The organism is Ralstonia mannitolilytica (assembly GCF_000954135.1).
Taxonomy (GTDB): domain Bacteria; phylum Pseudomonadota; class Gammaproteobacteria; order Burkholderiales; family Burkholderiaceae; genus Ralstonia; species Ralstonia mannitolilytica.
Genome location: NZ_CP010800.1, coordinates 395,670 through 417,261 on the forward strand (window position 1 = coordinate 395,670; position 21,592 = coordinate 417,261).

Annotated in this window: 17 protein-coding genes; 7 read left to right on the plus strand and 10 right to left on the minus strand. The window is 66.8% G+C overall.

Going from position 1 to position 21,592, the window contains the following annotated elements; genetic code table 11:
• Position 1: 1 nt before the first annotated feature.
• The 6 genes from pgaB to kbl form a co-directional block, all read right to left on the minus strand.
• Positions 2-2,209, minus strand: coding sequence for a poly-beta-1,6-N-acetyl-D-glucosamine N-deacetylase PgaB (pgaB, locus tag TK49_RS18465; RefSeq protein WP_394372273.1), 2,208 nt, complete (start codon positions 2,207-2,209; stop codon positions 2-4).
• A gap of 5 nt (positions 2,210-2,214) precedes the next feature.
• Positions 2,215-4,635 carry a poly-beta-1,6 N-acetyl-D-glucosamine export porin PgaA gene (gene pgaA / locus TK49_RS18470; protein WP_045218860.1) on the minus strand — a complete coding sequence of 807 codons (2,421 nt, stop codon included), beginning with the start codon at positions 4,633-4,635 and terminating at the stop codon, positions 2,215-2,217.
• A gap of 72 nt (positions 4,636-4,707) precedes the next feature.
• Positions 4,708-5,646: a LuxR C-terminal-related transcriptional regulator gene (locus tag TK49_RS18475; protein WP_045218862.1), complete on the minus strand. Its 939-nt coding sequence runs from the start codon at positions 5,644-5,646 to the stop codon at positions 4,708-4,710.
• A 586-nt stretch (positions 5,647-6,232) separates the two neighbouring features.
• A complete protein-coding gene (locus TK49_RS18480) occupies positions 6,233-6,526 on the minus strand; it encodes a hypothetical protein (protein ID WP_233902547.1) in 294 nt (97 codons plus the stop codon).
• An 82-nt stretch (positions 6,527-6,608) separates the two neighbouring features.
• On the minus strand, positions 6,609-7,598 hold the full coding sequence (locus TK49_RS18485) for an L-threonine 3-dehydrogenase (RefSeq protein WP_045218867.1): 990 nt from the start codon (positions 7,596-7,598) through the stop codon (positions 6,609-6,611).
• On the minus strand, positions 7,598-8,815 hold the full coding sequence (kbl, locus tag TK49_RS18490) for a glycine C-acetyltransferase (protein WP_045218869.1): 1,218 nt from the start codon (positions 8,813-8,815) through the stop codon (positions 7,598-7,600). The genes TK49_RS18485 and kbl overlap by 1 nt, the downstream gene beginning before the upstream one ends.
• An 87-nt stretch (positions 8,816-8,902) precedes the next feature.
• Between kbl and TK49_RS18495 the strand changes: the two genes are divergently transcribed.
• A complete protein-coding gene (locus tag TK49_RS18495; protein WP_045218871.1) occupies positions 8,903-9,499 on the plus strand; it encodes a helix-turn-helix domain-containing protein in 597 nt (198 codons plus the stop codon).
• A gap of 17 nt (positions 9,500-9,516) precedes the next feature.
• On the opposite strand, the gene TK49_RS18500 is transcribed toward TK49_RS18495, so the two are convergent.
• Positions 9,517-10,872 carry an MATE family efflux transporter gene (locus TK49_RS18500; RefSeq protein WP_045218874.1) on the minus strand — a complete coding sequence of 452 codons (1,356 nt, stop codon included), beginning with the start codon at positions 10,870-10,872 and terminating at the stop codon, positions 9,517-9,519.
• A 362-nt stretch (positions 10,873-11,234) separates the two neighbouring features.
• Between TK49_RS18500 and TK49_RS18505 the strand changes: the two genes are divergently transcribed.
• The 4 genes from TK49_RS18505 (at position 11,235) to TK49_RS18520 (ending at position 18,614) form a co-directional block, all read left to right on the plus strand.
• Positions 11,235-12,881, plus strand: coding sequence for an APC family permease (locus TK49_RS18505; protein ID WP_045218876.1), 1,647 nt, complete (start codon positions 11,235-11,237; stop codon positions 12,879-12,881).
• A gap of 236 nt (positions 12,882-13,117) precedes the next feature.
• Positions 13,118-14,896 carry an EAL domain-containing protein gene (locus TK49_RS18510; RefSeq protein WP_045218878.1) on the plus strand — a complete coding sequence of 593 codons (1,779 nt, stop codon included), beginning with the start codon at positions 13,118-13,120 and terminating at the stop codon, positions 14,894-14,896.
• Between the two features lie 460 nt (positions 14,897-15,356).
• Complete coding sequence (locus TK49_RS18515) at positions 15,357-16,781, plus strand: discoidin domain-containing protein (RefSeq protein WP_045218879.1); 1,425 nt, start codon at positions 15,357-15,359, stop codon at positions 16,779-16,781.
• Positions 16,782-16,958: 177 nt separating this feature from the next.
• Entirely contained in the window at positions 16,959-18,614 is a 1,656-nt protein-coding gene (locus TK49_RS18520) for a twin-arginine translocation signal domain-containing protein (RefSeq protein WP_045218883.1), read from the plus strand.
• Between the two features lie 10 nt (positions 18,615-18,624).
• Here the strand turns inward: TK49_RS18520 and TK49_RS18525 are convergent, their stop codons facing one another.
• Together TK49_RS18525 and TK49_RS18530 are read right to left on the minus strand one after the other, a co-directional pair.
• A complete protein-coding gene (locus TK49_RS18525) occupies positions 18,625-19,320 on the minus strand; it encodes a Crp/Fnr family transcriptional regulator (RefSeq protein ID WP_240480049.1) in 696 nt (231 codons plus the stop codon).
• Positions 19,313-19,687, minus strand: a complete 375-nt coding sequence (locus tag TK49_RS18530) for a 2OG-Fe(II) oxygenase family protein (protein ID WP_045220326.1) — start codon at positions 19,685-19,687, stop codon at positions 19,313-19,315. Before TK49_RS18530 ends, TK49_RS18525 begins: the two co-directional genes overlap by 8 nt.
• 163 nt (positions 19,688-19,850) lie before the next feature.
• Here TK49_RS18530 and TK49_RS18535 point away from each other — a divergent pair, with 163 nt between their 5' ends.
• Positions 19,851-20,234, plus strand: a complete 384-nt coding sequence (locus tag TK49_RS18535; RefSeq protein ID WP_045218887.1) for a VOC family protein — start codon at positions 19,851-19,853, stop codon at positions 20,232-20,234.
• Positions 20,235-20,253: 19 nt separating this feature from the next.
• Here the strand turns inward: TK49_RS18535 and TK49_RS18540 are convergent, their stop codons facing one another.
• Positions 20,254-20,811 carry a dihydrofolate reductase family protein gene (locus tag TK49_RS18540; protein ID WP_045218890.1) on the minus strand — a complete coding sequence of 186 codons (558 nt, stop codon included), beginning with the start codon at positions 20,809-20,811 and terminating at the stop codon, positions 20,254-20,256.
• Positions 20,812-20,964: 153 nt separating this feature from the next.
• Here TK49_RS18540 and TK49_RS18545 point away from each other — a divergent pair, with 153 nt between their 5' ends.
• Positions 20,965-21,582, plus strand: a complete 618-nt coding sequence (locus TK49_RS18545; protein WP_045218892.1) for an HAD-IA family hydrolase — start codon at positions 20,965-20,967, stop codon at positions 21,580-21,582.
• Positions 21,583-21,592: the final 10 nt, after the last annotated feature.

The window sequence follows — 21,592 nt, forward strand, 5'->3', positions numbered from 1 at the left end:
GTCAGCCTCCCGCCTTGTTGCTGGTGCTGGTGCTGGGGCCTGCCGGCGGGTTGGCCGCCTCCGTGACCGCCGGCTTGCGGTCCTGCGCGCCCTCAGGGGACTGGCCGGGCTGCAGCACCGGCACCGCGCCGTTGAGCTTCTCGGCGCTCGGCTGCGCCTTGCGCGTTTCGATGTAGGTCTTGAGCGACATCACCTCGCGCAGCACCTCGGTGTCTGGCCGGCCGGCGATGAAGTCGTCGGGGTAGTAGCCGTAGTTGAGCGCACCGGCGGCACGCAGCTGGCGCATCTGATCGCGCAGCACGGTCGTCGGGATCGGCTTGTCCTGGTTGCGCCAGTCCACGGCCTGCAGCTCGAAGATGGTCTTCTTCAGGCCGTCCTTGTGCTTGGCCACGGCGGCGGTCAGCTTCTTCATCCAGTCCTTCGGGTCCTTCGCTTCTTCCATGTACGGCATGGCTTCGAGCGCCACGTAGTCGTAGGCGTGCAGGAAGTCGTCAAAGTTCTGCGCGGTCCACTCCTCGGCCTTCGGGTCCAGCACGGGGCTGGCGAAGATGTTGCGCGCGGTCAGCATGTCGCGGCCGTTCTGGTAGCCCTGCGCCACGGTGATCAGCTCGTGCGAGAAATCGATCAGTGCCTTGGTCTTGGCGCGCGTCCACTTCTGCATCAGCTCGGGCGACTGGCGGATCTGGTTGATGTCGCCGGGCAGGCCCATGGCCTCGTAGGCCTTCAGCGCGGCGGGGCTGGCATCTTCGTAGTCGTCGAGCACGCCATCGTCGTGGAACAGCACGCCGTCGATGATCGAGTTCTTGGCCAGGTCTTCATAGATGTCGCGGATCACCTTGCGCGCTTCCGGATCGAACGGCGACAGGCGCGGCGGCTTGACCGTGCCCGGCCGCTGCGGTGCGCCCGGCACCGACTGCACGAAGTGCGTGGCCGCGGGTTCCTTCTCCGGCAGCTTGAAAGACAGCAACGGCAGCCACGCATACACCTCCACCTTCGCACGCGTCTTCAGCTGCCACGACACGCGCGAGAACAGGTCTGCGCGCATCGGCATGTGGCGGTTCGGGAAGTACACGGCATCCACCGCGCCGTTGCCCTTCGGGTCGGCAAAGGCCTGCAGGTAGACCACGCGCGGGGCGAGGTCCTTGATGCGGTCGATCAGCTTGCCGAGGTTGGCTTCCTGCTGCTTCGGGTCCGGGTCGTAGATGTAATCCATGTCGACCTGCACGACACGCTGCACGGGGTTGATCTCGCCGTGGTGCGTGACGGGCTCGCGCAGCGAACGCTCGAGGTCGCCCGTGTTGGTGTCGTAGCCCATCAGGCTGCGGCGGATGGCCGTGAGCGGCACGTCCGGCGTATTCGGGCCCGGCTCCAGCGTGAGCATGTACTTCAGGCCGACGTTGGCGGCTTCCTGGTCCAGGATCAGGTTGTGCGCGCCGTACGGCCACACCACGGTCTGCACCTTGGCGCCGATGTTCTTCTCGATGAGGTCGACACTGCGCTGCAGGTCGGAGCGCACGCGCTTGCGGTATTCCTCGTCGGTTTCATACCGGCCCAGCTTCGGCAGGTAGGCGTGCGTGCTGGCGGCGGGCATTTCGTTGCCCTGCGGGTTGCCCAGCGTGCCGTGGTGCATGTCGTGCGTGTGCGTGGCGAATTCGGCCAGGCCCGAGGCCTGCATCTCACGCACCTGGTTCCAGTTCATGAAGAAGTCGCGCGACACGATCTGCTTGTCCGACAGCTTGATCTTCGCGCCGGCCGGGGCGTTGGTCCACTCCGTCACCAGGCCGAACACGGCCGGAAAGCGGAACTGCTTGAGCAGGGGGAAGACCTTCGTGTAGTGGCTTTCATAGCCATCGTCGAAGGTCAGCAGGATGGGCCGCTTTGGCAGCGGCTTGCCGCCGTTGCGCGCAGCGTCGATCTGGGCCAGCGTCACGGGGTGATAGCCGTTGGCCTGGATCCAGCTGAACATGTTGGTCAGCATCTTGGTGTCGACGGCGAACCCGTCGGGCAACGTCTCGAAGCTGGCCCGCAGGTTGTCGCGGATGTCGTGAAAGCACAGCACGCGGAAGGTCTTGCCGTCGTCCGGGTCGGGCTTGGGCAGGAAATCCACCTGGATGGCGGCGGCCGGGCGCGCAGCCATGAGGGCGAGCGCCACGGTCAGTGCCATCCAGGCGAAGAGTCGTCGCAGCGACGGTTGTCGGAAAGCTTGCATGGGCATCACAGCGGAATGTTGAGGTTCAGATACAGGAACTTGCGGTTCTCGGGCTGGCCGTCGTAGCGATGGCGGCCATAGCCGATGCCGTAAGAGACCTGCGTCTTGCGATTGATCTGCCAGACGTGCTCCAGCCGCGCTTCATACATCGGGCTGGTGCCGAACGACTGCTGGTTGTAGACGCCGCCCGTCAGGTACACGCGCTGCGTGAACGACTTGTCGGCGTAGCGCCAGGGCGTCCACGACCAGATGGCGGTGGCCTGCCCGCTGTAGTCGCGCGAGGGGCTGAAGTAGTTCAGGCCCGTCATCGTGTTGCTGCTGGTGTCTGCGCCAAACAGCACGCCGAGCGTGTGGCGCGGCGAGACGAACACCTGCTGGTAGAAATTCGCGCCCCAGCGCTGGCGCAGGTTGTCGTCGGTGTAGCGCGACACGCCATACGTGAGCGATGCGTAGCGCGTCTCGTCCCATGTGTAGCGCACGTTGCCGCTGATCGTCTTGCCCGTCACGCCGACCTGGTACGCCTTGTAGGGCACTTCCAGGTCGTCGTTGGTAATCATCCCCGAGACCTTCCAGTGGTCGCTCGGGATCCACGTGGCATCGAGCGTGCCGCCCGTCTTGCCGGCCGAGCCGACCGACTGGTGCACCTCGCCGTTCACTTCCACGCCCGTGTTGAACCACTGCACGCCCGCGCCATTGCGCACGCGGCTCTGCGACGTGCCGTCAAAATTCGCGCGGCCCGAGAAGTTGTGGAAGAACAGCCGGTAGTGATCGGCAAACGGGCTGCTGTACGCCTTCGTGTCCACGCCAAACTCGTTGTTGGCGAACACCGAGTTGCCCTTGTCCGCGGTCGACTGGATGATCAGCTGCGGGCTCTGGTAGACGTCCAAGTCCTTGCGCAGCGCGCGCACCGAGCCATTCTCGGGAAAGCGTTCGTCCAGCCCGCTGGCGACATCCTTGGCGGTCTTCAAGTCGTCCACCGCCAGCGATGCACGGCCGTAGCCGGCCACCACGCTCAGGTCGTCCGGGTGTTCGGCGAGCGCGGTCCGGTACATCTCGCGCGAGCGGTACGGCTCGGCCTGCACCATGGCGCCGTCGGCGCGCGCGCTGACCAGCGAGGCCGCAAACGGCGCTTCGTGCCGCCATTTGTCCATCTCGGAAATCCCCTCGTGCGTGCGGCCCGTGAGGACGAGGTACTGTGCTTCCAGCCGCTTGACGCGCGAGTAGTCGGGGTTGGGCGTGCCGGCTTCGGGCGCGAGGCGCACGTACTCCGGGTTGTCGGCCTTCATCTTGTCGAGCAGCGCGCGGGCGTCTTCAAAGCGGCCGGTGTCGAGGTAGGCGTAGAACAGGCCTTCCTGCACGTCGCCCGTCTCGATCTCGCCGGGGCCGGCATCCTTGAGCGCCTGGGCGTATGCGGCGGCAGCCTTGTCGGGCGTATCCAGGTACGCATAGGCATCGCCGGCGGCCACACGCGTGTAGGCCGGGATCTTGCCCGTCTGTGACATCGCCTCATAACGCTTGACGGCATCCTTCATGCGCCCGCGCGAGGCCAGCGCCACCACCTCGTCGGCGACGATCGCCTGGCGGAATTCGGCGTTCTCGGGTGTGTCGGGCACCTTCTTGATCAGCGCCTCGATCTCGGCCACGGCCTGATCGATGATGACGAAACGCTCCGGCCCGTTGATGACCTTCAGCTGCTGGCGCCCCCAGCGGATGCGCTGCGCGGCGGCGGCATGGTCGACATGCCAGGACTCGGCCTCCGTGAACCAGTCTGGATGCTGGCGCAGGTGCTCCTGCGCCAGCGTGGCGGCACCCTCGCGGGTCTCGCGCATGACTTCGTCGTGAAAGGCTTGCCGGTCGGTCGGCATGGCGCCGGCCGGTGCGTTGTCCGGCGGGTTGCCTGCGGCGTGGGTGGCGGCGGCATTGGCCGCTTCGGGCGATACGGGCAGCGGTTCGAGCGCGCCGGGGCCCTGGGCACTCCGTCCCGCCGGCGCGGCGGCAGCGGCGTCCGGAGACGGCACGCCCGGCGGCAGGATCACCGTGGGCGACGGCGCGGGTGCTGCCTCGGCGGCAGGCATCTGCGCGGGGGCGGGCGCTGCCGTGGCCGGGGCGTCGGCCGGCGGCACGGGCTGCTGCGCCACCAGCAAGGCCGCGGCCGGCGGCTCGGGCAAGGCTGCGTCACCGGCCATCACCGTGGTGGAGGCCAGCGCGGCGGGGCCGCTCGATGCGGCATTGCTCAGTTGTGCGTCGATCAGGCGGCGTGTGGCCGCGTTGGCGCTGTCGTCGATCGCTGCGTGCGCAAACAGGGGCGCGGTGCCGACCACCACAACGGTGGCGGCGGCAATGGCGCAGCGGCGGGGATGCCATGACGCGGCCGCGCTCGTGCGCTCGGCCGGCAGGCTCCAAAGAGTGGGCTCGTGGTTTGTCATTGTTCTGGTGTCCAGTAAGCGGCGCGTGCATGGGCACGCTCTCCGCATTGCATGGAAAGCGGCTGCGGCCGGTCAGCCCAGGCGGGCCGTACCGTTGGCGGCACGCAGGGGCGCGCGCATCGGCTTGGCGGGTGCCACGCCGCCAAAGGCACGCGTCATGGCAGCCCAGCGCGATTCGGCGCCAAGGTCTGGCGCCCCGGCGGGCGCAGACGAAGACACCATCACGGCATCCCGTGCCGGCGTGCCAAGGGGAATGGCAGGTGCGCCCGTCTGGACAAACGGGGCAGAGTCTTCTGGCACACGGCTCGCCACGTGCGGCGTCGCCGTGCCTGCGGCGGCTTCATGCGAGGTGCCGCCCTGCAGTTCCAGCGGAATCCCGAGGCGCATGGCTGCGTACACGGCTTCGCTCTTGTTGCGCACATTCAGGCGGCGGTACAGCGTGCAGGCGTGCGTCTTGACGGTGGCTTCGGAAATGCCGAGCAGGCGCCCGACACCCTTGACCGAATGTCCGCGCGAGAGCAGCACCAGCACTTCGTACTGCCGCAGCGACACATTGAGCCGCTCCGCTGCTTGCGCCGCATCGAGCGCCAGCGGCGCCGCAGCGTGCGGTGCGCGCGGCATCAGCGGCGGGTACGACTGGCCGCCGGCCAGCACGAGTTGCAGGGTTGCCAGGAGGACTTCCGGCGATTGCGTCTTGGAGGCGTACGCGTCTGCCCCGCATGTCATGGCAACGTGCGCCTCTTCGGGCGACAGACTTGCTGCAAGCAGCACCACGTGGCGCGCCTCGCTGCGGGCGATGGTTTCGCGCAGCAGCGTCGCATCGATCGGCGCTTCGGCCTCCTCCAGGCCGATCACGAGCAGATCGGCCTGCACATCGACGGGCTGCAGCTCGCCAAGCGCGCGTGCGGGCAGTGCGGGAGCAACGACTTCCAGGCCCAGGGCGGGATGCGCGAGCAGCTGCGCAAGTCCGGCTCGCAACAACGGATGATTCTCCAGCAGGACTGCTTTCATGGTTTCCTCGTTTTCTTGTGAAGCGATTCCGGTCACACATGCGCAAGCGCCCGCCGCGGCAAGCGCGCGCGCAGATGACCGTCGAAACCCCGGGACCGTCCGAGAAAGCGCCCTGCCACGCGCCGGGCCAAAGCCGCCGGTGGAAAAGCGAAGTGCGAATGCCGTGGGGACACAATCCGATTCCGGATTCGCTTATAGGAAGAGCGTGTTCTGCACGTGCCGCGTGTGATGCATACGCCCTGCACTTGCAGAGTGACCGCACGTCATGGAGCAAGCATTGGGCCAGGCGCGTGCAGCGCAACATCTGCTTACATTTCCGGCACAAAAGCCGGGGGCGGGAAAGCGGCCGAGACCCGCAGTGGCAAAGGATTGCCGGGCTGATGCAGTGATTGCTGCAATGCAGAAAATACGCCCGGTTTCTGTAACGAATCTGTTACGTCTGCCCGGTGTGCGACGTCGGCGTGCTCGTACCGGCGGACGTCGTCTGAACGTTTTTACAACCTGTTTTAAAACTTACCGAGGCGCCCGTCAGACGCCACATTGCATGGACCTGCGCTGTCCGGTTGACAGCCGGATGACGCCGCTGTTACGGCTTGCGGCGCATGACGAATAGAAACAGGCTGTCGATGGCTCCCACCATGAAGATCAGCGCCGCGGCGGTGTGCAGCATCCACGTGCCATCCGGGAACGGCAGCGGGATCGACGTATGCGGAATGGCCGCCACCACACACGCCGCGACCGAGGTGCGCACCACCGGCACCCACCATGTCCGCTGCGCGGGCGGTGGATCGTCGCGATGGCGCGGCGCCGGCTCGGAGTTCTTGGCACGTTCGTCGGGCGTCGGGCAGGACATGCGGCGGGAGGAAGAAGTGATGGCCATGCTGCATTGTTGAACACAACCGGCCGAAGCGAAACCGAGAACAGCCGCATCCGAGCCGTTCATTTCCCCCGACAGAAATCGCCTAGGCCGATTGCGTGGACAGGGGGGCCAGGTTCTGCAGCATGTCGGTGGTGATTTCAGCCAGGCCGTATTCCGGCTTCCAGCCCCAGTCGCGGCGGGCCACGCTGTCGTCGATCGAGTTCGGCCAGCTTGCCGCAATCGCCTGGCGGAAGTCCGGCGCGTAGTCCACTTCGAATGCCGGACGGTGCTTGCGGATTTCCGCCGCCAGCTGCGCCGGCGTAAAGCTCACCCCCGCGAGGTTGTAGCTGCCGCGCTCGGTGATGCGCTCGGCCGGCGCTTCCATCAGCTCGATGGTGGCCCGGATCGCGTCGGGCATGTACATCATGGGCAGCGCCTCGTCGCGGTCGAGAAAGCACGTGTAGCGCTCGCCCTTCACGGCGGAATGGAAGATGTCGATGGCGTAGTCGGTCGTGCCGCCGCCGGGTGCGGTCTTGTACGAAATCAACCCCGGATAGCGCAGGCTGCGCACGTCGACGCCATGGTGCTCGAAATACCAGCGGCACCAGCCCTCCCCCGCCAGCTTGGAGATGCCGTAGACCGTCCTGGGCTCCATGATCGTGCTCTGCGGGGTGTTGTCCGGCGGGGTGGTCGGGCCGAACGCCGCAATCGAGCTGGGCCAGAAGATCCGCTCGAGTTGATGGTTGCGCGCGGCCTCGAGCACGTTCAGCAACCCGTTCATGTTGAGCTGCCAGGCCCAGGTGGGCGACTGCTCGCCGGCCGCCGACAGCGCCGCCGCGAGGTGATAGATCTGCGTGATGCCGTGGCGCTCGATGATCTCGCGCAGCTGGCCGCGATCGGTCACGTCGAGCGTCTCGTGGCGGATCTGCGCGTGCCGGCCGCGCGGCACCATGTCGCTCGTCACGACGTTGTTGTTGCCGTAGCGCTCGGCCAGCGCGGCCGCCAGTTCGGTGCCCAGCTGCCCGTTCGCGCCGATGATGAGGATGCGTGGCGCCGCGCCCGCGGTGCCGCTCGTTCCAGTCCCGCTGCTCATCAGATGATCCCCAGTTCCTTGCCGGCTGTCTCGAAGGCCTTGAGCGCCGCATCGAGCTGCTCGCGCTCGTGCACCGCGCTGATCTGCACACGGATGCGCGCCTGCCCCTTGGGCACCACGGGATAGAAGAAACCGATCACGTACACACCGAGTTCCAGCAGGCGCTTGGACAGGGCCTGCGCCTTTTGTGCGTCGTACACCATGATCGGCACGATGGGGTGGTCGCCCGGCTTGATGTCGAAACCGAGTTCGACGATCTTGCGGCGGAAATACAGCGCGCTGGCTTCGAGCTTGTCGCGCAGGGCGGTATCGGCCTCCAGCAGGTCGAGCACCTTGATCGTTGCCCCGACAATGGACGGCGCCACGGTATTCGAAAACAGATACGGACGCGAACGCTGGCGCAGCAGCGCCACGACTTCCTTGCGCGCGCTGGTGAAACCGCCCGACGCCCCGCCCAGGCCCTTGCCCAGCGTGCCGGTGATGATGTCGATCTTGCCGAACACGCCGCGGTGCTCGTGCGAGCCGCGCCCGCGCTTGCCGAGAAAGCCCGTGGCATGGCATTCATCGATGCCCAGCAGCGCGCCGAATTCATCGCAGATGGTGCGGATTTCATCCAGCCGCGCAATCGTGCCGTCCATCGAGAACACGCCGTCGGTAAAGACGAGCTTGAAGCGCGCGCCCGCTGCGTCGGCGGCCTGCAACTGGGCGCGCAGGTCCTCCAGATCGTTGTGCTTGTACCGATAGCGCTGCGCCTTGCACAGGCGGATGCCGTCGATGATGGACGCATGGTTCAGTTCATCGCTGATGACGGCGTCCTCCGCGCCGAGCAGCGTCTCGAACAGCCCGCCGTTGGCGTCGAACGCCGAGCCGTAGAGGATGGTGTCTTCGGTGCCGAGAAACTTCGCCAGCCGGGCTTCCAGCGTCTTGTGCAGATCCTGCGTGCCGCAGATGAAGCGCACCGAGCTCAGGCCAAAGCCGTGCGTCTGCAGCGCCTCATGCGCGGCCTTCAGCACCTCGGGGTGCGACGACAGGCCCAGGTAGTTGTTGGCGCAGAGGTTGATGACCTCCTTGCCGTCGTCCGTGCGGATCACGCTGCCCTGCGGCGACGTGATGATGCGCTCGGTCTTGTAGAGACCCGCTTCCTCGATCGCTTCGAGCTCGCGGCGGATGTGCGTGTAGAAGGCGTCGGCACAAGCGTTGGCTGTCGTTGTCCCCATGGGGCTCCTCCTGTAGACTGCGCTGATCGATAAATCGAACAAGTTCGATATATCGAATAATTTGTTCAATTTACAAGATACCCACCGATGGCACAAGCCCCTGCCACCGATGTACTCGCCGACGGCCCCCCCGCCGTGGGCGCCAAGCTGCAAGCGCTGCGCCAGGCGCGCAAGATGTCGCTCGACGAGCTGTCGCGCCGCGCCGGCGTTTCCAAATCCATGCTCTCGCAGGTGGAGCGCAACCTCGCCAACCCCACGGTTGCCGTGCTGTGGCGCCTGGCCACGGCGCTGGGCGTGGGGCTGGCGGATTTCCTCTCGCCAGACGGCGCGGCGGATGCGGCCCCTGCGGTGACGGTCATCCCTGCTCACTCCATCCCAGTCATCAAAAGCCCGGATGGCAAGTGCGAATTGAAGATTCTTGGCCCGGTGGAGCTGGCCGCGCGCTTTGAATGGTATGAACTCGCGATCCAGCCGGGTGGCGTGCTGGCCTCCGAACCGCATGAGGCGGGCGCGAAGGAGCATCTGTCCGTGCTGAGCGGCACGTTGACGGTGCAGTCAGGCCCGAGCGAGAAGAAGGTGCGGCATGGGGAATCGGCGCGTTATCCGGTGGATGTGCAGCACGCGATTTCCAACGCCGGCAAGACGGTGGCGACGGCGCTGCTGGTGGTGGAGTATGCGCAGTAGCGCCGCAGATGAGCCGGCTACGCCGCCTGCAGCGGCGGCACCCGCCACACCCGCGGCAGCAGCATCCCGAGCATCAGCCCGCGCAACGCCATGAAGGCCAGCATGGCGACCCACAGCCCGTGGTTGCCCCACAACGGCTGCAGCGTGACCGACAACCCCCAGAACGCCACCGCCGCCACGGCCATCGTCACGAGCAGTTCGCGCGTGCGCGTCGCACCGATGAATACGCCGTCAAACTGGAAGCCCCACACCGACGCAACCGGCAGCAGCGCCGCCCACACGAGGTAATGGCGCGCGGCTTCGCGCACGGGCGGCTGGTCGGTCAGCACGCCGATGATGGCGGCGCCGGCAAGCGCATACACGGCCGCGAAGAGGCCCGCCCCGAGCACGGACCAGAACGTCGACACGCGGATCGCCATGCGCAGCGCAGCCCGATCCCGCGCGCCCAGCGCGGCGCCCACCAGGGCTTCCGACGCATGCGCGAAGCCGTCCAGGCCATAGGCCATGAAGGTCAGGAAGTTGAGCAGCAGCGCGTTGGCGGCCAGCACCACGTCGCCCTGCCGGGCGCCCGCGTGGGCAAACCAGCCGAAGGCAGCCAGCAGGCAGAGCGTGCGCAGGAAGATGTCGGTGTTCAGGCCCATCAGGCGGCGCCACGCGTCGGGCGCCATCAATTCGGCGCGCGTGAGCGGCGGCAAGCCCGTCGGCCGCTGCAGCCACAGCAACAGCATGCCGAGCGCAAAGCCGGCCATGTCGGCCAGCGCCGTCGCCGCGCCAATGCCGCCGACGCCCATGCCGGCCCCAAGCACCAGACCCAGCACCGCAGCCATGTTGACCGCGTTGATGAACACCTGCAGCAGGAGCGCGCGCCGCACCTGCTGCCGCCCGAGCAGCGTGCCGAGAACCACGTAGTTGGCGAGCGCGAACGGCGCCGACCAGATCCGCGCGTGGCAATAGACGTCGGCCATGCGCGTGACGGATTCGCTTGCCCCCAGCAGCGCCAGGGTGATGCGGATGGCTGGCACCTGCAGCACGAGCAGCGCCGCGCCGATGGCCCACGCCAGCAACAGTGCGCGGACCACGCTCGCTCGCAGCGCACGCGTATCGCCGGCGCCGTGCGCCTGCGATACGAGACCCGTCGTCCCCATGCGCAGGAAGCCGAAGCCCCAGAATACGAAGTTGAAGAACACGCCACCCAGCGCCACGCCGCCGATGTATTCGGGCCCCGGCAGGTGCCCCGCCACGGCCGTATCCACGGCCGACAGGATGGGCTGGGTCAGGTTGGCGAGGACGATGGGAAAGGCCAGCATCAGCACGCGCCGGTGCCACTGCGCGGGTGATGCAGGTGCAACCGAAGTGACGGAAGAGGACTCCATGCGGGCAAAAAACTGGCGGAAACAGTGAAAAAGCGGTGCAACCGCCCTTGATTTCGCTATCATTGCGCCCCATTGCGAGCTCCGGCAATCGAGCGGCACGTGCGGCACCCCGCACAACGTCGCCGGTGACTATACGCGAATCCCCCCGGAGGGCAGGCATCGTGCCCCGCCCTTCATCGCGACCGGACTGGTGCGGTTGATGCTTCGCGTCAGCCGGCACCCGCATGTCCCAGGCTGGTGACACCCACCACACGGGACGGTGGGCGATGCCCAAACCGCATCGCCTCGTTAGAACGAAGCGGACTCCTCACCAAACCGCGATGCCCTGTCGAGCCTCCGACTCGCCGGGGTGGAGACTCCTCTTGGAAAAAAACGTACAACGCAACCTTGGCGCCTGGGCCCTGATGCTGACCGGTCTGGGCTCGATCATCGGTTCGGGCTGGCTCTTCGGTGCCGGCCATGCCGCGCAGGTGGCCGGCCCCGCGGCCATCTTCACGTGGGTCATCGGCGCCGTCGTCATCCTCGCCATCGCCCTGACGTACGCCGAACTGGGGGCCATGTTCCCCGAGTCGGGTGGCATGGTGCGCTACGCACGCTACTCGCATGGCTCGCTGGTCGGCTTCGTGGCGGCCTGGGCCAACTGGATCGCCATCGTCACCGTGATCCCCATCGAGGCCGAGGCCTCCATCCAGTACATGAGCTCGTGGCCATGGCCGTGGGCGCAAGGCCTGTTCCAGAACGGTGAGCTGACGCCGGTCGGGCTGGCACTCTCGGCAGTGCTGGTCGTCGTGTACTTCCTGCTGAACTACTGGGGCGTGAAGGTGTTTGCCAAGGCCAACAACGCCATCACGATCTTCAAGTTCATCATCCCGGCGGCGACGGCCGTGGCGCTGGTGGCGGCGGGCTTCCATCCGGGCAACTTCGGCATGGGCGATGCCGCGAGCGGCACGGCGCAGGGCTTCGCACCGTACGGCTGGTCTGCCGTGCTGACGGCCATTGCCACCAGCGGCATCGTGTTCGCGTTCAACGGCTTCCAGAGCCCGATCAACCTCGCGGGCGAGGCGCGCAACCCGGGCCGCAACGTGCCCATCGCGGTGATCGGCTCGATCCTGCTGGCGGCGGTGATCTACGTGGCGCTGCAGGTCGCCTTCCTGGGCGCGGTGCCGCCGGAATCGCTGGCCGGCGGCTGGCACGGCATCAACTTCCACTCGCCGTTCGCCCAGCTGGCGATCGCGCTGAACCTGAACTGGCTTGCGCTGGTGCTGTACATCGACGCGTTCGTCAGCCCCTCGGGCACGGGCAGCACGTACATGGCCACCACCACGCGCATGATCTACGCCATGGAGCGCAACAACACCATGCCTGCCATCTTCGGCCGCGTGCATCCGGTGTTTGGCGTGTCGCGCCCGGCCATGTGGTTCAACCTCGCGGTGTCGTTCATCTTCCTGTTCTTCTTCCGCGGCTGGGGTGCGCTGGCGGCTGTCATTTCGGTGGCGACGGTCATCTCGTACCTGACGGGGCCGATCAGCGTGATGTCGCTGCGCCGCAGCTCGCCGCAGCTGCATCGTCCGCTGCGCCTGCCGGGCCTGTCGCTCATCGCGCCGTTCGCCTTCGTGTGTGCGTCGCTGATCCTGTACTGGGCCAAGTGGCCACTGACAGGCGAGATCATCGTGCTGATGCTGGTGGCCCTGCCCGTGTACTTCTACTACCAGGCCAAGGCCGGCTGGCCCGACTTCAAGACCGAGCTCAAGGGCGCCTGGTGGATGATCGCCTACCTGCCGACCATCGCCGCGCTGTCGTACTGCGGCAGCACGCAGTTCGGCGGCCATGGCTACATCCCGTACGGCTGGGACATGGGCATCGTGGCGGCCATCTCGCTGGTCTTCTACCACTGGGGCGTGGCCAGCGGCTGGCACACGCGCTATCTGGAAGAAGTCGACAGCGTGCACGAAGAGGCCCGGCTGCACGGCGGCCAACGTGCGCCGCGCGGCGTGCCGCAGAGCATCTGAGCGGCGGCTCACCGCTGCACCGAAGACAACGCCCGACCGGCTCGCCGGCGGGCGTTTTTCTTTGCGCGCAAGCGCTTGCGTTCGGAGAACGTGTCATTGGGCCACGCCCCTCCGTGGTGGGGCATCCGGACCGCCAGCCCGCGCCGCTGCTGGCGTCACAAAAAGTTCATTCAACTCTACTATGTTCAGGGGACCGTTTAGCAGAATGTCCGATCCTGCGCTCGCTGCCCTGACCCATGACGTCCTCGCCGCTCCCCCTGCCTGCGGGCATCGCTCCCGAGATGCTGCGCACGGTGTTCCAGCCGATCTTTCGCCTTGCCACCGCGGAAGTGCTCGGTTATGAAGCGCTGCTGCGCGGGCCGGTCGGCTCGGCCATGGAGACACCCGCGGCGCTGTTCGCGGCGGCCCGCGACACGGCCGGCGCGATCGCGCTGGAGACCGCCGCCGCACGCCTGGCCATCGCCCGCTTCTCGGCCATGCGGCTGCCGGGCAAGCTGTTCCTGAACTTCAGCGCCCAGGGCGTGCGGCAGCTGCTGCAAGATCATGCCAGGCTGCTGCACGCGATTGCCGACCACGACCTCCACCCCTCGCGCATCGTCATCGAGCTGACCGAGCAGACGCCCATCGACGACCTGCCGAGCTTCGCGCAGGCGCTGTCGGTGGCGCGGGACTTCGGCCTGCAATGCGCGCTCGACGATTTCGGCACCGGCAATGCCAACCTCAACCTGCTCATCGAGCTCACGCCCGACTTCATCAAGCTCGACAAGTATTTCCTGCGCGACATCGCCAAGCATCCCGCCAAGCTCGACATCGCACGCTCCTTGCAGCAGACGCTCAAGGGCGGTGCCACCAGCATCATCGCCGAAGGGCTGGAGACCGAAGACGAGCTGGGCGTGGTGCGCGACCTAGGCATCCGGTTCGGGCAGGGCTTCTTCCTGGCGCGCCCGCACGACACACCGGCGAGCGACATGTCGAATCACGCGGCACGCGTGCTCCAGTCTTCGCAGATTGCGGTGTTTCCGCAGGCCGTGCGCGTGGGGTGGCGTGCCATCACGGCCAGCAAGCTGCTGCGTGTGGCGCCCACCCTGCCCCTGCGCAGCAGCAATGACGACGTGCTCCAGCTGTTCAACCGCCACCCCGACCTGCACGCCGTGGCGCTCCTCGATGAAGACGAACGCCCGCTCGCGCTCATCGCGCGCCGCGCCTTCATCGACCGCTATGCGATGCCGTATCACCGCGAGCTGTACGGCAAGAAGCCGGCGCTGGCGTTTGCCAACCGGCAGCCGGTGCTGGTGGAAAAATCGGCCTCGCTCGAAGACATGTCGGCGCTGCTGATGAGCGAAGACCAGCGCTACCTGACCGACGGCTTCATCATCACCGAGAACGGCCGCTACCTGGGCCTGGGCACCGGCGAAGAACTCGTGCGCACCGTCACGGAAATCCGCATCGAGGCCGCGCGCTACGCTAATCCGCTCACGTTCCTGCCGGGCAACATCCCGCTGAACCTGCACATCGAACGTCTGCTGGAAGCGCGCGCGGAGTTCTACGCCTGCTACGTCGACCTCAATCACTTCAAGCCCTTCAACGACCAGTACGGCTACTGGCAGGGCGACGAGATGCTCAAGATGGCCGCCGTGCTGGCCGCCGCGTGCGAGCCCACGCGCGATTTCCTGGGCCACGTGGGCGGCGACGATTTCCTGATCCTCTTCCAGAGCGCCGACTGGCGCGCGCGCATCGCGCAGGCGATGGCGGCATTCAACGCCAACGCCCTGGCCATGTATACGCAGGCCGACCGCGCGGCCGGCGGCATTCACGCAGAAGACCGCAAGGGCCTTCCCGCCTTCTTCCGCTTTGTGACGATGGCCGTGGGGGCCCTGCATGTCCATCCCGGCGCGGCGCGCAACAGCGACGACATCGGCACCGCGGCGGCGCTCGCCAAGCGGCGTGCAAAGCAGAGCGAGAGCGGGTTCCATCTCGAAGCGATGTACCCTGCACAGGCCTTCACCATGGCGTAGGAGAGCGCCGGCGAGCGTCAGCAAAGTTTGCACCGAGAAGCCGCGGCAAATAGCCGCGGTAAAAATGACAAAAACGTCCATGCACGTGCAGCGCGCTCAACGTTTTGCATTTTCTGCATGTCACATTTACACGGCCATGTGGCGACCTGCTCCCACCCCGGCGAATTAGGCCAAGAACGGCTTTCTTATTGGGGTTTCGGAGTGTCAGCGAAACCCTTACAGTCTCGCCCGCGATTCGCCTTTTCGATGTAGTCGAGACCCCGACAAGAAGCACGACGGTACGAAGCAACAGGGTTTTTTGGGCGCGTCTTCACGCCTCGTCACCTCCCCCGGCTTGTGGCGCTTTTTCAACTTGGGACACCCCGAGATTGGCGGAGCCTTGCCCAACGCCGGAGAAGTGGCGAGTGATCAACGCCGTGGCCCCCATGCCACTGCCCCACTTGCAAGGAAGTCCTGTTTCATGCGTACCCGTCTGTTCTCCCTGGGCTTGATCGCCGGCGCAACGTTTGCGCTTTTTTCGGCGCCCAGCCAAGCGTCCTGCGTTGCCAATCCGCCCACGCAATCCAACGCCACATTCCCCGCCAGCCTGACCGGCAAGCTCGCGTATCACAGCTATGTGAGCTACGGCGATGGCACCAGCCAGATCTTCATCTACGACTTCGCTGCGCGCACGCTCACGCAAGTCTCCAAGGCGACCTGGGGCATCCAGGATCCGATGAACGCCGTGTTCAGCCCGGATGGCAAGTGGCTCGCCTTCATGGGCATCAAGAACAACGCGTGGAACCTGTTCTTCTGGCAGATCGGCACGAGCAACATGCCGATCAACCTGACCAACAGCAGCGGCCAGACGCGCAATGAAGACCCGAAGTTCAGCGCGGACGGCAAGTCGCTGTACTTCAAGCAGAACGGCGACGTGATGCAGGCCGCGCTGTCGTACACGAGCTCTGGCCCGGTGTTCACCTCGGTGGTGAACCTGACCCGCACGGCGCCTTCGCAGGAAAACTCGATGCCGTTTGCCACGCCGGACGGCACGGCGATCTTCTACACCACGGGCACCGGCTCGGGCATGGGCCTGTACAAGCAGACCGTGGGCAGCACCGCGAAGGTGGCCTTCGACACGCCGGCGGGCCTCGCCACGTACTACCCGATCGTGCGGGCCGACGGCACCGTGTTCTACGCACGCTGGCACGACGCTGCCAGTCAGGCCGACCAGATCTACACCAAGGTCAACCCGGGCGACACGCCGAACCAGCTCTCGCTCAACGACTGCAACAGCAACAACTCCGACCCGGCCCCCGTCAACGGCACGAACTACGTGTTCTTCTCGTCGACGAGCGCGGGCGGCTACCAGCTCTACCTCGGCGACGTGACCACCGGCCAGCGCTGGAGCCTGTCGCAGTTTGGCGTGAACTCGGATACCAGCAAGGCGAAGCTCGGCTCGAACTACTACGCCGGCGGCGGCGCCGCGGCGGCGGCACCGGCCGTCACGCTGCTCTCGCAAGGCAAGCCGGCCAGCGCATCGTCGAGCTACAGCGCGAGCCTGGGTCCGGCCTATGCGTTTGACGGCAACACCACCAACACACGTTGGGATTCGATCGAAGGCAGTGCCGCCGGGACGCAATGGCTGATGGTTGACCTCGGCACGACGCGCACCATCACCGGCGTCGACCTGTACTGGGACGCGGGCGCCAAGGTGTATTCCATCCAGACCTCCAACGACGGCGTGAACTGGACCAACCTCTACTCGACCTCGAACGGGGCGTCCTGGGGTCACACGTCGCTGGCCAACCTGAAGGGCAGCGGCCGCTATGTGCGCATGTACGGCACGCAGCGGGCCACGCAATGGGGCTACTCGGTGAACGAGATGCAGGTGTGGGGCTACTGATCGGCAAGCCGCAGATCGGGCATCGCTGACCTGACAACGCCCCGGTGGCTTCGGCCATCGGGGCGTTTGTCATGGGCAGGCGGTTGAGGGCTAACCCGTAGATTGTCAAAACCTGAACATTCAGGCCGGCTCGGGCTGGGCACGATGGCGGCTCCGCACCCCGCCAGAGGATCGACGATGCCCTCCCGTACCCCGCCGCACACGACACCGCCGCACGGCATCAGCCGGCGCGACTTCCTGACGCTGGGCACCGCCGCCGCGGGCCTGGGCGCCCTGGGCCTGAGCCTGACGGAAGCCGCGCACGCTGCCGATGCCAACTGGCATGCCGGCCAGCTCGTGCACCTGATTCCGGCGGCCAGCCACAACCGGTTCCTCATCAAGGCATCGTTCCAGGCGCCGCTGCCGCGTGCGCCGTGGCTGCTCGTCAACGGCAAGCGCATCGCCGGCGAGCAGACTGATACCGCCGGCCGCTTCTGGCGCTTCGACGCGCGCAGCCTGCAAGCGGATACGCCGTACACGCTGCGCATCGTCGATGCCGGCGGCAAACCGCTGGCCGATGCCTGGTCGCTCAAGACCTTCCCCGCGCCCGGCGCCACGCCGGCACGCCTGCGCATCCTGGCCTACACGTGTGCCGGCGGCTACGACGGCCCACCCCTGGCCGGCAAGACGGCGTGGCTCGACATGAACGCACGCCGCCGCCTGCTGGCGCGCGGCATGTCGTTCGCGCCCGACACCGTGATCGCCAACGGCGACCACATCTACTGGGATCTCCAGACCTCGCAGAACAAGCCGTTCGCGCGCCAGGTGCGCGAGCTCATGTGGGAAAAGTTCGGCGGCGCGCTCGACATGTCGGTGCCGATGTCGCATCCGAAGAACGAAGCCATCTTCACCCGCGTGTGCGACTACCAGATCGCCGGTCTGTACGGCACCACGCTGCGCTCCACACCCGCGTACTTCCTGACGGACGACCACGACACCTTCGAGAACGACGAGTTCGATGACAAGGTCGCCACGCTGCCGCCCGAACCGTACGGCCTGGTCGGCGCGGAGCTGACGCAGCACCGCTATTACCCCGAGTTCCTGCCCGATGCCAACCGCCCCGTGTGGCTGCCCGGCGGCGACAAGGCCGGCATGCCCGCCGACACGAACAGCGCCTTCGGCACGCTGCGCTATGGCGCCCTGCTCGAAGCCGTGCTGTACGACTGCCGCCGCTTTCTCGACAACAAGGGCATGCACGCGCGCGTGGTGCCGCAATGGGTGGAAGACTGGGTCGTGGCACGCACGCGCGCAGAAGACACCGCGCATTTCTTCCATGTGCCGTCGCTGCCGTTTGCGTATTCATCGGGCAAGCTCGGCGACTGGTATCCGGATCTGCTCGACAAGAAGACCGGGCGGCTGGTCGGCAACGTGCCCAAGCCCGGCTGGCAGAGCGGCTGGCATGCGCAGCATCAGCGCCTGGTCGCTGCGCTGGCGCAGCAGAAGCGCCGCGCCGCCGTGATCGTGCAGGGAGACTTCCACGCATCGGCCGCCGGGTCGATGTCGCGCTCGGGCGAGCTCGCATTCGCGCAACCCATCCACACGGTCATGACGGGCACGCTGGGCACGGGCGACCTGGCGTTTCCGTCGGCGTTCCGGAGCATCGAGACGACGCCGGCGTTGTCGGTCGCCATGCAGGAAGCCCTGCGCCCGACCGAGAAGAACGGCTTCACCATCATCGACGTGACGCCCGAGAAGATGACGTTCTCGCTGTTCATGTGGCGTCCGCCCGAGCCAGTGGAGGCCATCGACACGCTGCAGCCCGCGCTGGTGTACGAGGTGCCGCGCTTGGCCTGAGGGCGCGGCGTCAGTCGGCGCGCGTTGCGGTGGCGCTTACCAACAAGGCCATGTCGTCGATTTCGATATGGCCGTAGCGCAAGCGGATCGCGCCCAGCTTGACGAGCGCCTGCAGCTCCTTGCTCAGCGTCTGGCGGCTGATGCCGAGCATCATGGCCAGCGCGTCCTGCGAAGTGGAGATGGTCGTACGCCCTTCTGCCGACTGCGACACGTCGCCATGGGCGAGCATCGCAATGCGCCTCGCCACGCGCGCCCGCGTGCCCTGCAGCGCCGCACCGGCGAGCGAACCATAGGCGAGCCGCAGGCGCGTGGCCACCAGCCGCGCCATCGCGCCGGCAAAGGCGGCATCGCACATCAACGCGTCGAAGCGCTCCCCGCTGACGGCCAGCACTTCGGCGTCTTCCAGCGCAATCGCGCAATGGCCGCGCGGTTGCTGATCGAGCGTCGATACGCCGCCAAACCAGTTGCCCGGCTCGACCAGCGCGAGGATGGCCTCATCGCCGTCGGCATTGAAGACCGACAGTTTCAGCACGCCGCCGGCCACACCAAAGAACGCGTGTGAACCCGCGCCGACCGGATCGCCCTGACGGAACAGCAACCCGCCCGCCGCCACCGGCACCGGAACGGCCGCCTCCAGCAGCGCATCGGCCGCATGGCCCGGCAGGCTGCTGAACCAGGCGTTGCTGTAGAAGACCGCCTTATCCACGGCGCCGCCCCAGCACCCAGCCCACCGACAGCACATAGCGGCTGCCGCCCTCCACCCGCGTGACACTGTGCTCACATGCATCGGGGCGGAACAGCTTGATGCGCCGCGTCTGGAAGATCGGGCTGGCGCAGACGAATTCCCCGCCCGAACGCGGCGATTTCAGCACGATGTTGAGCCGGTAGTGCCGGCCATCGGCGACCGGGTCGGTATGTGGCGGAATCTCCGACCCGTCCGGATAGCGGATCAGGTAGCTGTCGAACGGGAGCGGCCACAGCGCGGTGGCCAGCAGCATCTTGTCGTAGCCCGTGCCCTGGCGGCCGCGCTGCCAGCGGAAGGCGGTCGTGAAGAATGCGCGCAAGGAAGACATGGCATCGGCAGGCAGTGGAACTGCCGCCATCTTAGCCGCGAACACAACGTGCGGGCAGATGCCCTTTTGGCCGATGCACGCGGCCAAGCCGGTGCCCCGTGCCCACCGCCTTGCATGCCGGGCTGCATGGCCTATCGTGTCAGAACAGCGTTGCGGGGGCCGCATGCCCATCGAACTCAACCACACCATCGTCTGGTGCCGCAACAAGGAGCGCTCCACACGCTTCCTGCGCGACATCCTCGACTTGCCCGAGCCGATTCCGTTCGGGCAGATGCTGGTCGTCCCTCTATCGAACGGCGTGTCGCTCGACTTCTTCGACAGCGACTCGCCGATCGCCATGCAGCACTATGCCTTTCTCGTGAGCGACGCCGAGTTCGACCACGCGTTTGCCTCCATCCAGGCCCAAGGGCTGCCGTACTGGGCCGACCCCGGCAAGCACCGGGCCAATGAAACATACGTGCACCACGGCGGGCGCGGCCTGTATTTCGACGATCCCGACGGGCACCTTCTGGAAATCATGACCCGGCCCTATGACCTTGCCGGCTGAACCAGCCCGGACCCTGGCGTTACGCCCGCACCACCTCGTACCGCATCTCGACGAACGTGTCCTTGTACGGCAGCGCCGAGGTGAGCTTCAGCGGCGGCGTGACGATGCGGCGCGGCAGCAGCGGCAGGCCGCCACCCAACACCACCGGCATCACCTGCACGATCAGCTCGTCAAGCAGCCCCGCATCGAGAAACTGGCCGGCCAGCTCGCCGCCGCCGACGATCCATACGGTGCGGCCGCTGGCGGCGGCCAGCATGTCCCGATGGACTGGCGCCACATCGCCGTGTGCGAAGCGGATGTCAGCGCCTTCCACGCGCGGCAGCGTGCGCGACGTGAAGACCCACGCCGGCGCCGCATACGGCCACGGCTGCGCGTGCTCCGTGCCCGGCTTGACGAGCTCTCGCAGCAGCCATTCATACGTGGAGGCGCCCATCGCCAACGCGCCGACCTCGCGGATGAAGCCGTCGTAGCTCGTGCCCTCGAGCGAGCCGAACTGCATCAGCCAATCGAGCGAGTCGTCGGGCGTGGCGATGAACCCGTCGAGGCTGCTGGCGGCGTAGTACTGGGTCTTGGACATGGCATGCGCTCTCGTTGTTGTTCGGGGGACCGCAATGCTACGGGATCGGCAGCGCGCGAGTTTTAGATCGGCTGAGGCGCAACGGACGCCGTCGCCCCAGCGCATGCCTGGGCCGCTACAATCGGCGCCCCGCCTTTTCCAACGCCGGCACGGATGCCCTACGGACTCATCGCCTTCGACTTTGACGGCACACTGGCCGATTCCTTCGGCGCGTTCGTCGATGCACTGAATGCGGCAGCAGCGAAACACGGATTCCACCGGCTCGAAGGTGCACGGCTGGCGCAGGCGCGCGGAGCATCGGCGCGCGACGTCATGCGCCTGCTGGATGTGCCGTTGTGGAAGGCCCCCGCCATCACCCTCGAGATGCGCCAGCAGATGCGTGAGCGCATCGCCCAGACCCGCCTGTTCGACGGCGTCGCGGACACGCTCGCAACACTCGCAGGGCGTGGTGTGCGTCTGGCCATCGCCACATCCAACGCCGAGGACAACGTGCGGGCCGTGCTGGGGCCGGCAACACGGTGGGTCCACCACTACAGCTGCGGCATCTCGGTATTCGGCAAGGCGCGCAAGCTGGCGGCGCTCGCGGCCTCGACACGCGTGCGCCCGGAAGACGTGCTGTATGTGGGTGACGAAATGCGCGACGCCGATGCGGCGCGCGCCGCAGGCATCGCGTTCCGGGGAGTGGCCTGGGGATACACGGCGCCAGACGCGTTGCAGCAACACGCGGGGGCGCCGCTGCTCGGCCGGCCGGAGGATTTGCTGGCCTTGTAGCAGCGGCCGC

Bases quoted from the DNA above. Each gene is read 5' to 3' on its own strand.
- pgaB (WP_394372273.1), bottom strand. From the start codon at position 2,209: ATGCAAGCTTTCCGACAACCGTCGCTGCGACGACTCTTCGCCTGGATG.
- pgaA (WP_045218860.1), bottom strand. From the start codon at position 4,635: ATGACAAACCACGAGCCCACTCTTTGGAGCCTGCCGGCCGAGCGCACG.
- TK49_RS18475 (WP_045218862.1), bottom strand. From the start codon at position 5,646: ATGAAAGCAGTCCTGCTGGAGAATCATCCGTTGTTGCGAGCCGGACTT.
- TK49_RS18480 (WP_233902547.1), bottom strand. From the start codon at position 6,526: ATGGCCATCACTTCTTCCTCCCGCCGCATGTCCTGCCCGACGCCCGAC.
- TK49_RS18485 (WP_045218867.1), bottom strand. From the start codon at position 7,598: ATGAGCAGCGGGACTGGAACGAGCGGCACCGCGGGCGCGGCGCCACGC.
- kbl (WP_045218869.1), bottom strand. From the start codon at position 8,815: ATGGGGACAACGACAGCCAACGCTTGTGCCGACGCCTTCTACACGCAC.
- TK49_RS18495 (WP_045218871.1), top strand. From the start codon at position 8,903: ATGGCACAAGCCCCTGCCACCGATGTACTCGCCGACGGCCCCCCCGCC.
- TK49_RS18500 (WP_045218874.1), bottom strand. From the start codon at position 10,872: ATGGAGTCCTCTTCCGTCACTTCGGTTGCACCTGCATCACCCGCGCAG.
- TK49_RS18510 (WP_045218878.1), top strand. From the start codon at position 13,118: ATGACGTCCTCGCCGCTCCCCCTGCCTGCGGGCATCGCTCCCGAGATG.
- TK49_RS18515 (WP_045218879.1), top strand. From the start codon at position 15,357: ATGCGTACCCGTCTGTTCTCCCTGGGCTTGATCGCCGGCGCAACGTTT.
- TK49_RS18520 (WP_045218883.1), top strand. From the start codon at position 16,959: ATGCCCTCCCGTACCCCGCCGCACACGACACCGCCGCACGGCATCAGC.
- TK49_RS18530 (WP_045220326.1), bottom strand. From the start codon at position 19,687: ATGTCTTCCTTGCGCGCATTCTTCACGACCGCCTTCCGCTGGCAGCGC.
- TK49_RS18535 (WP_045218887.1), top strand. From the start codon at position 19,851: ATGCCCATCGAACTCAACCACACCATCGTCTGGTGCCGCAACAAGGAG.
- TK49_RS18540 (WP_045218890.1), bottom strand. From the start codon at position 20,811: ATGTCCAAGACCCAGTACTACGCCGCCAGCAGCCTCGACGGGTTCATC.
- TK49_RS18545 (WP_045218892.1), top strand. From the start codon at position 20,965: ATGCCCTACGGACTCATCGCCTTCGACTTTGACGGCACACTGGCCGAT.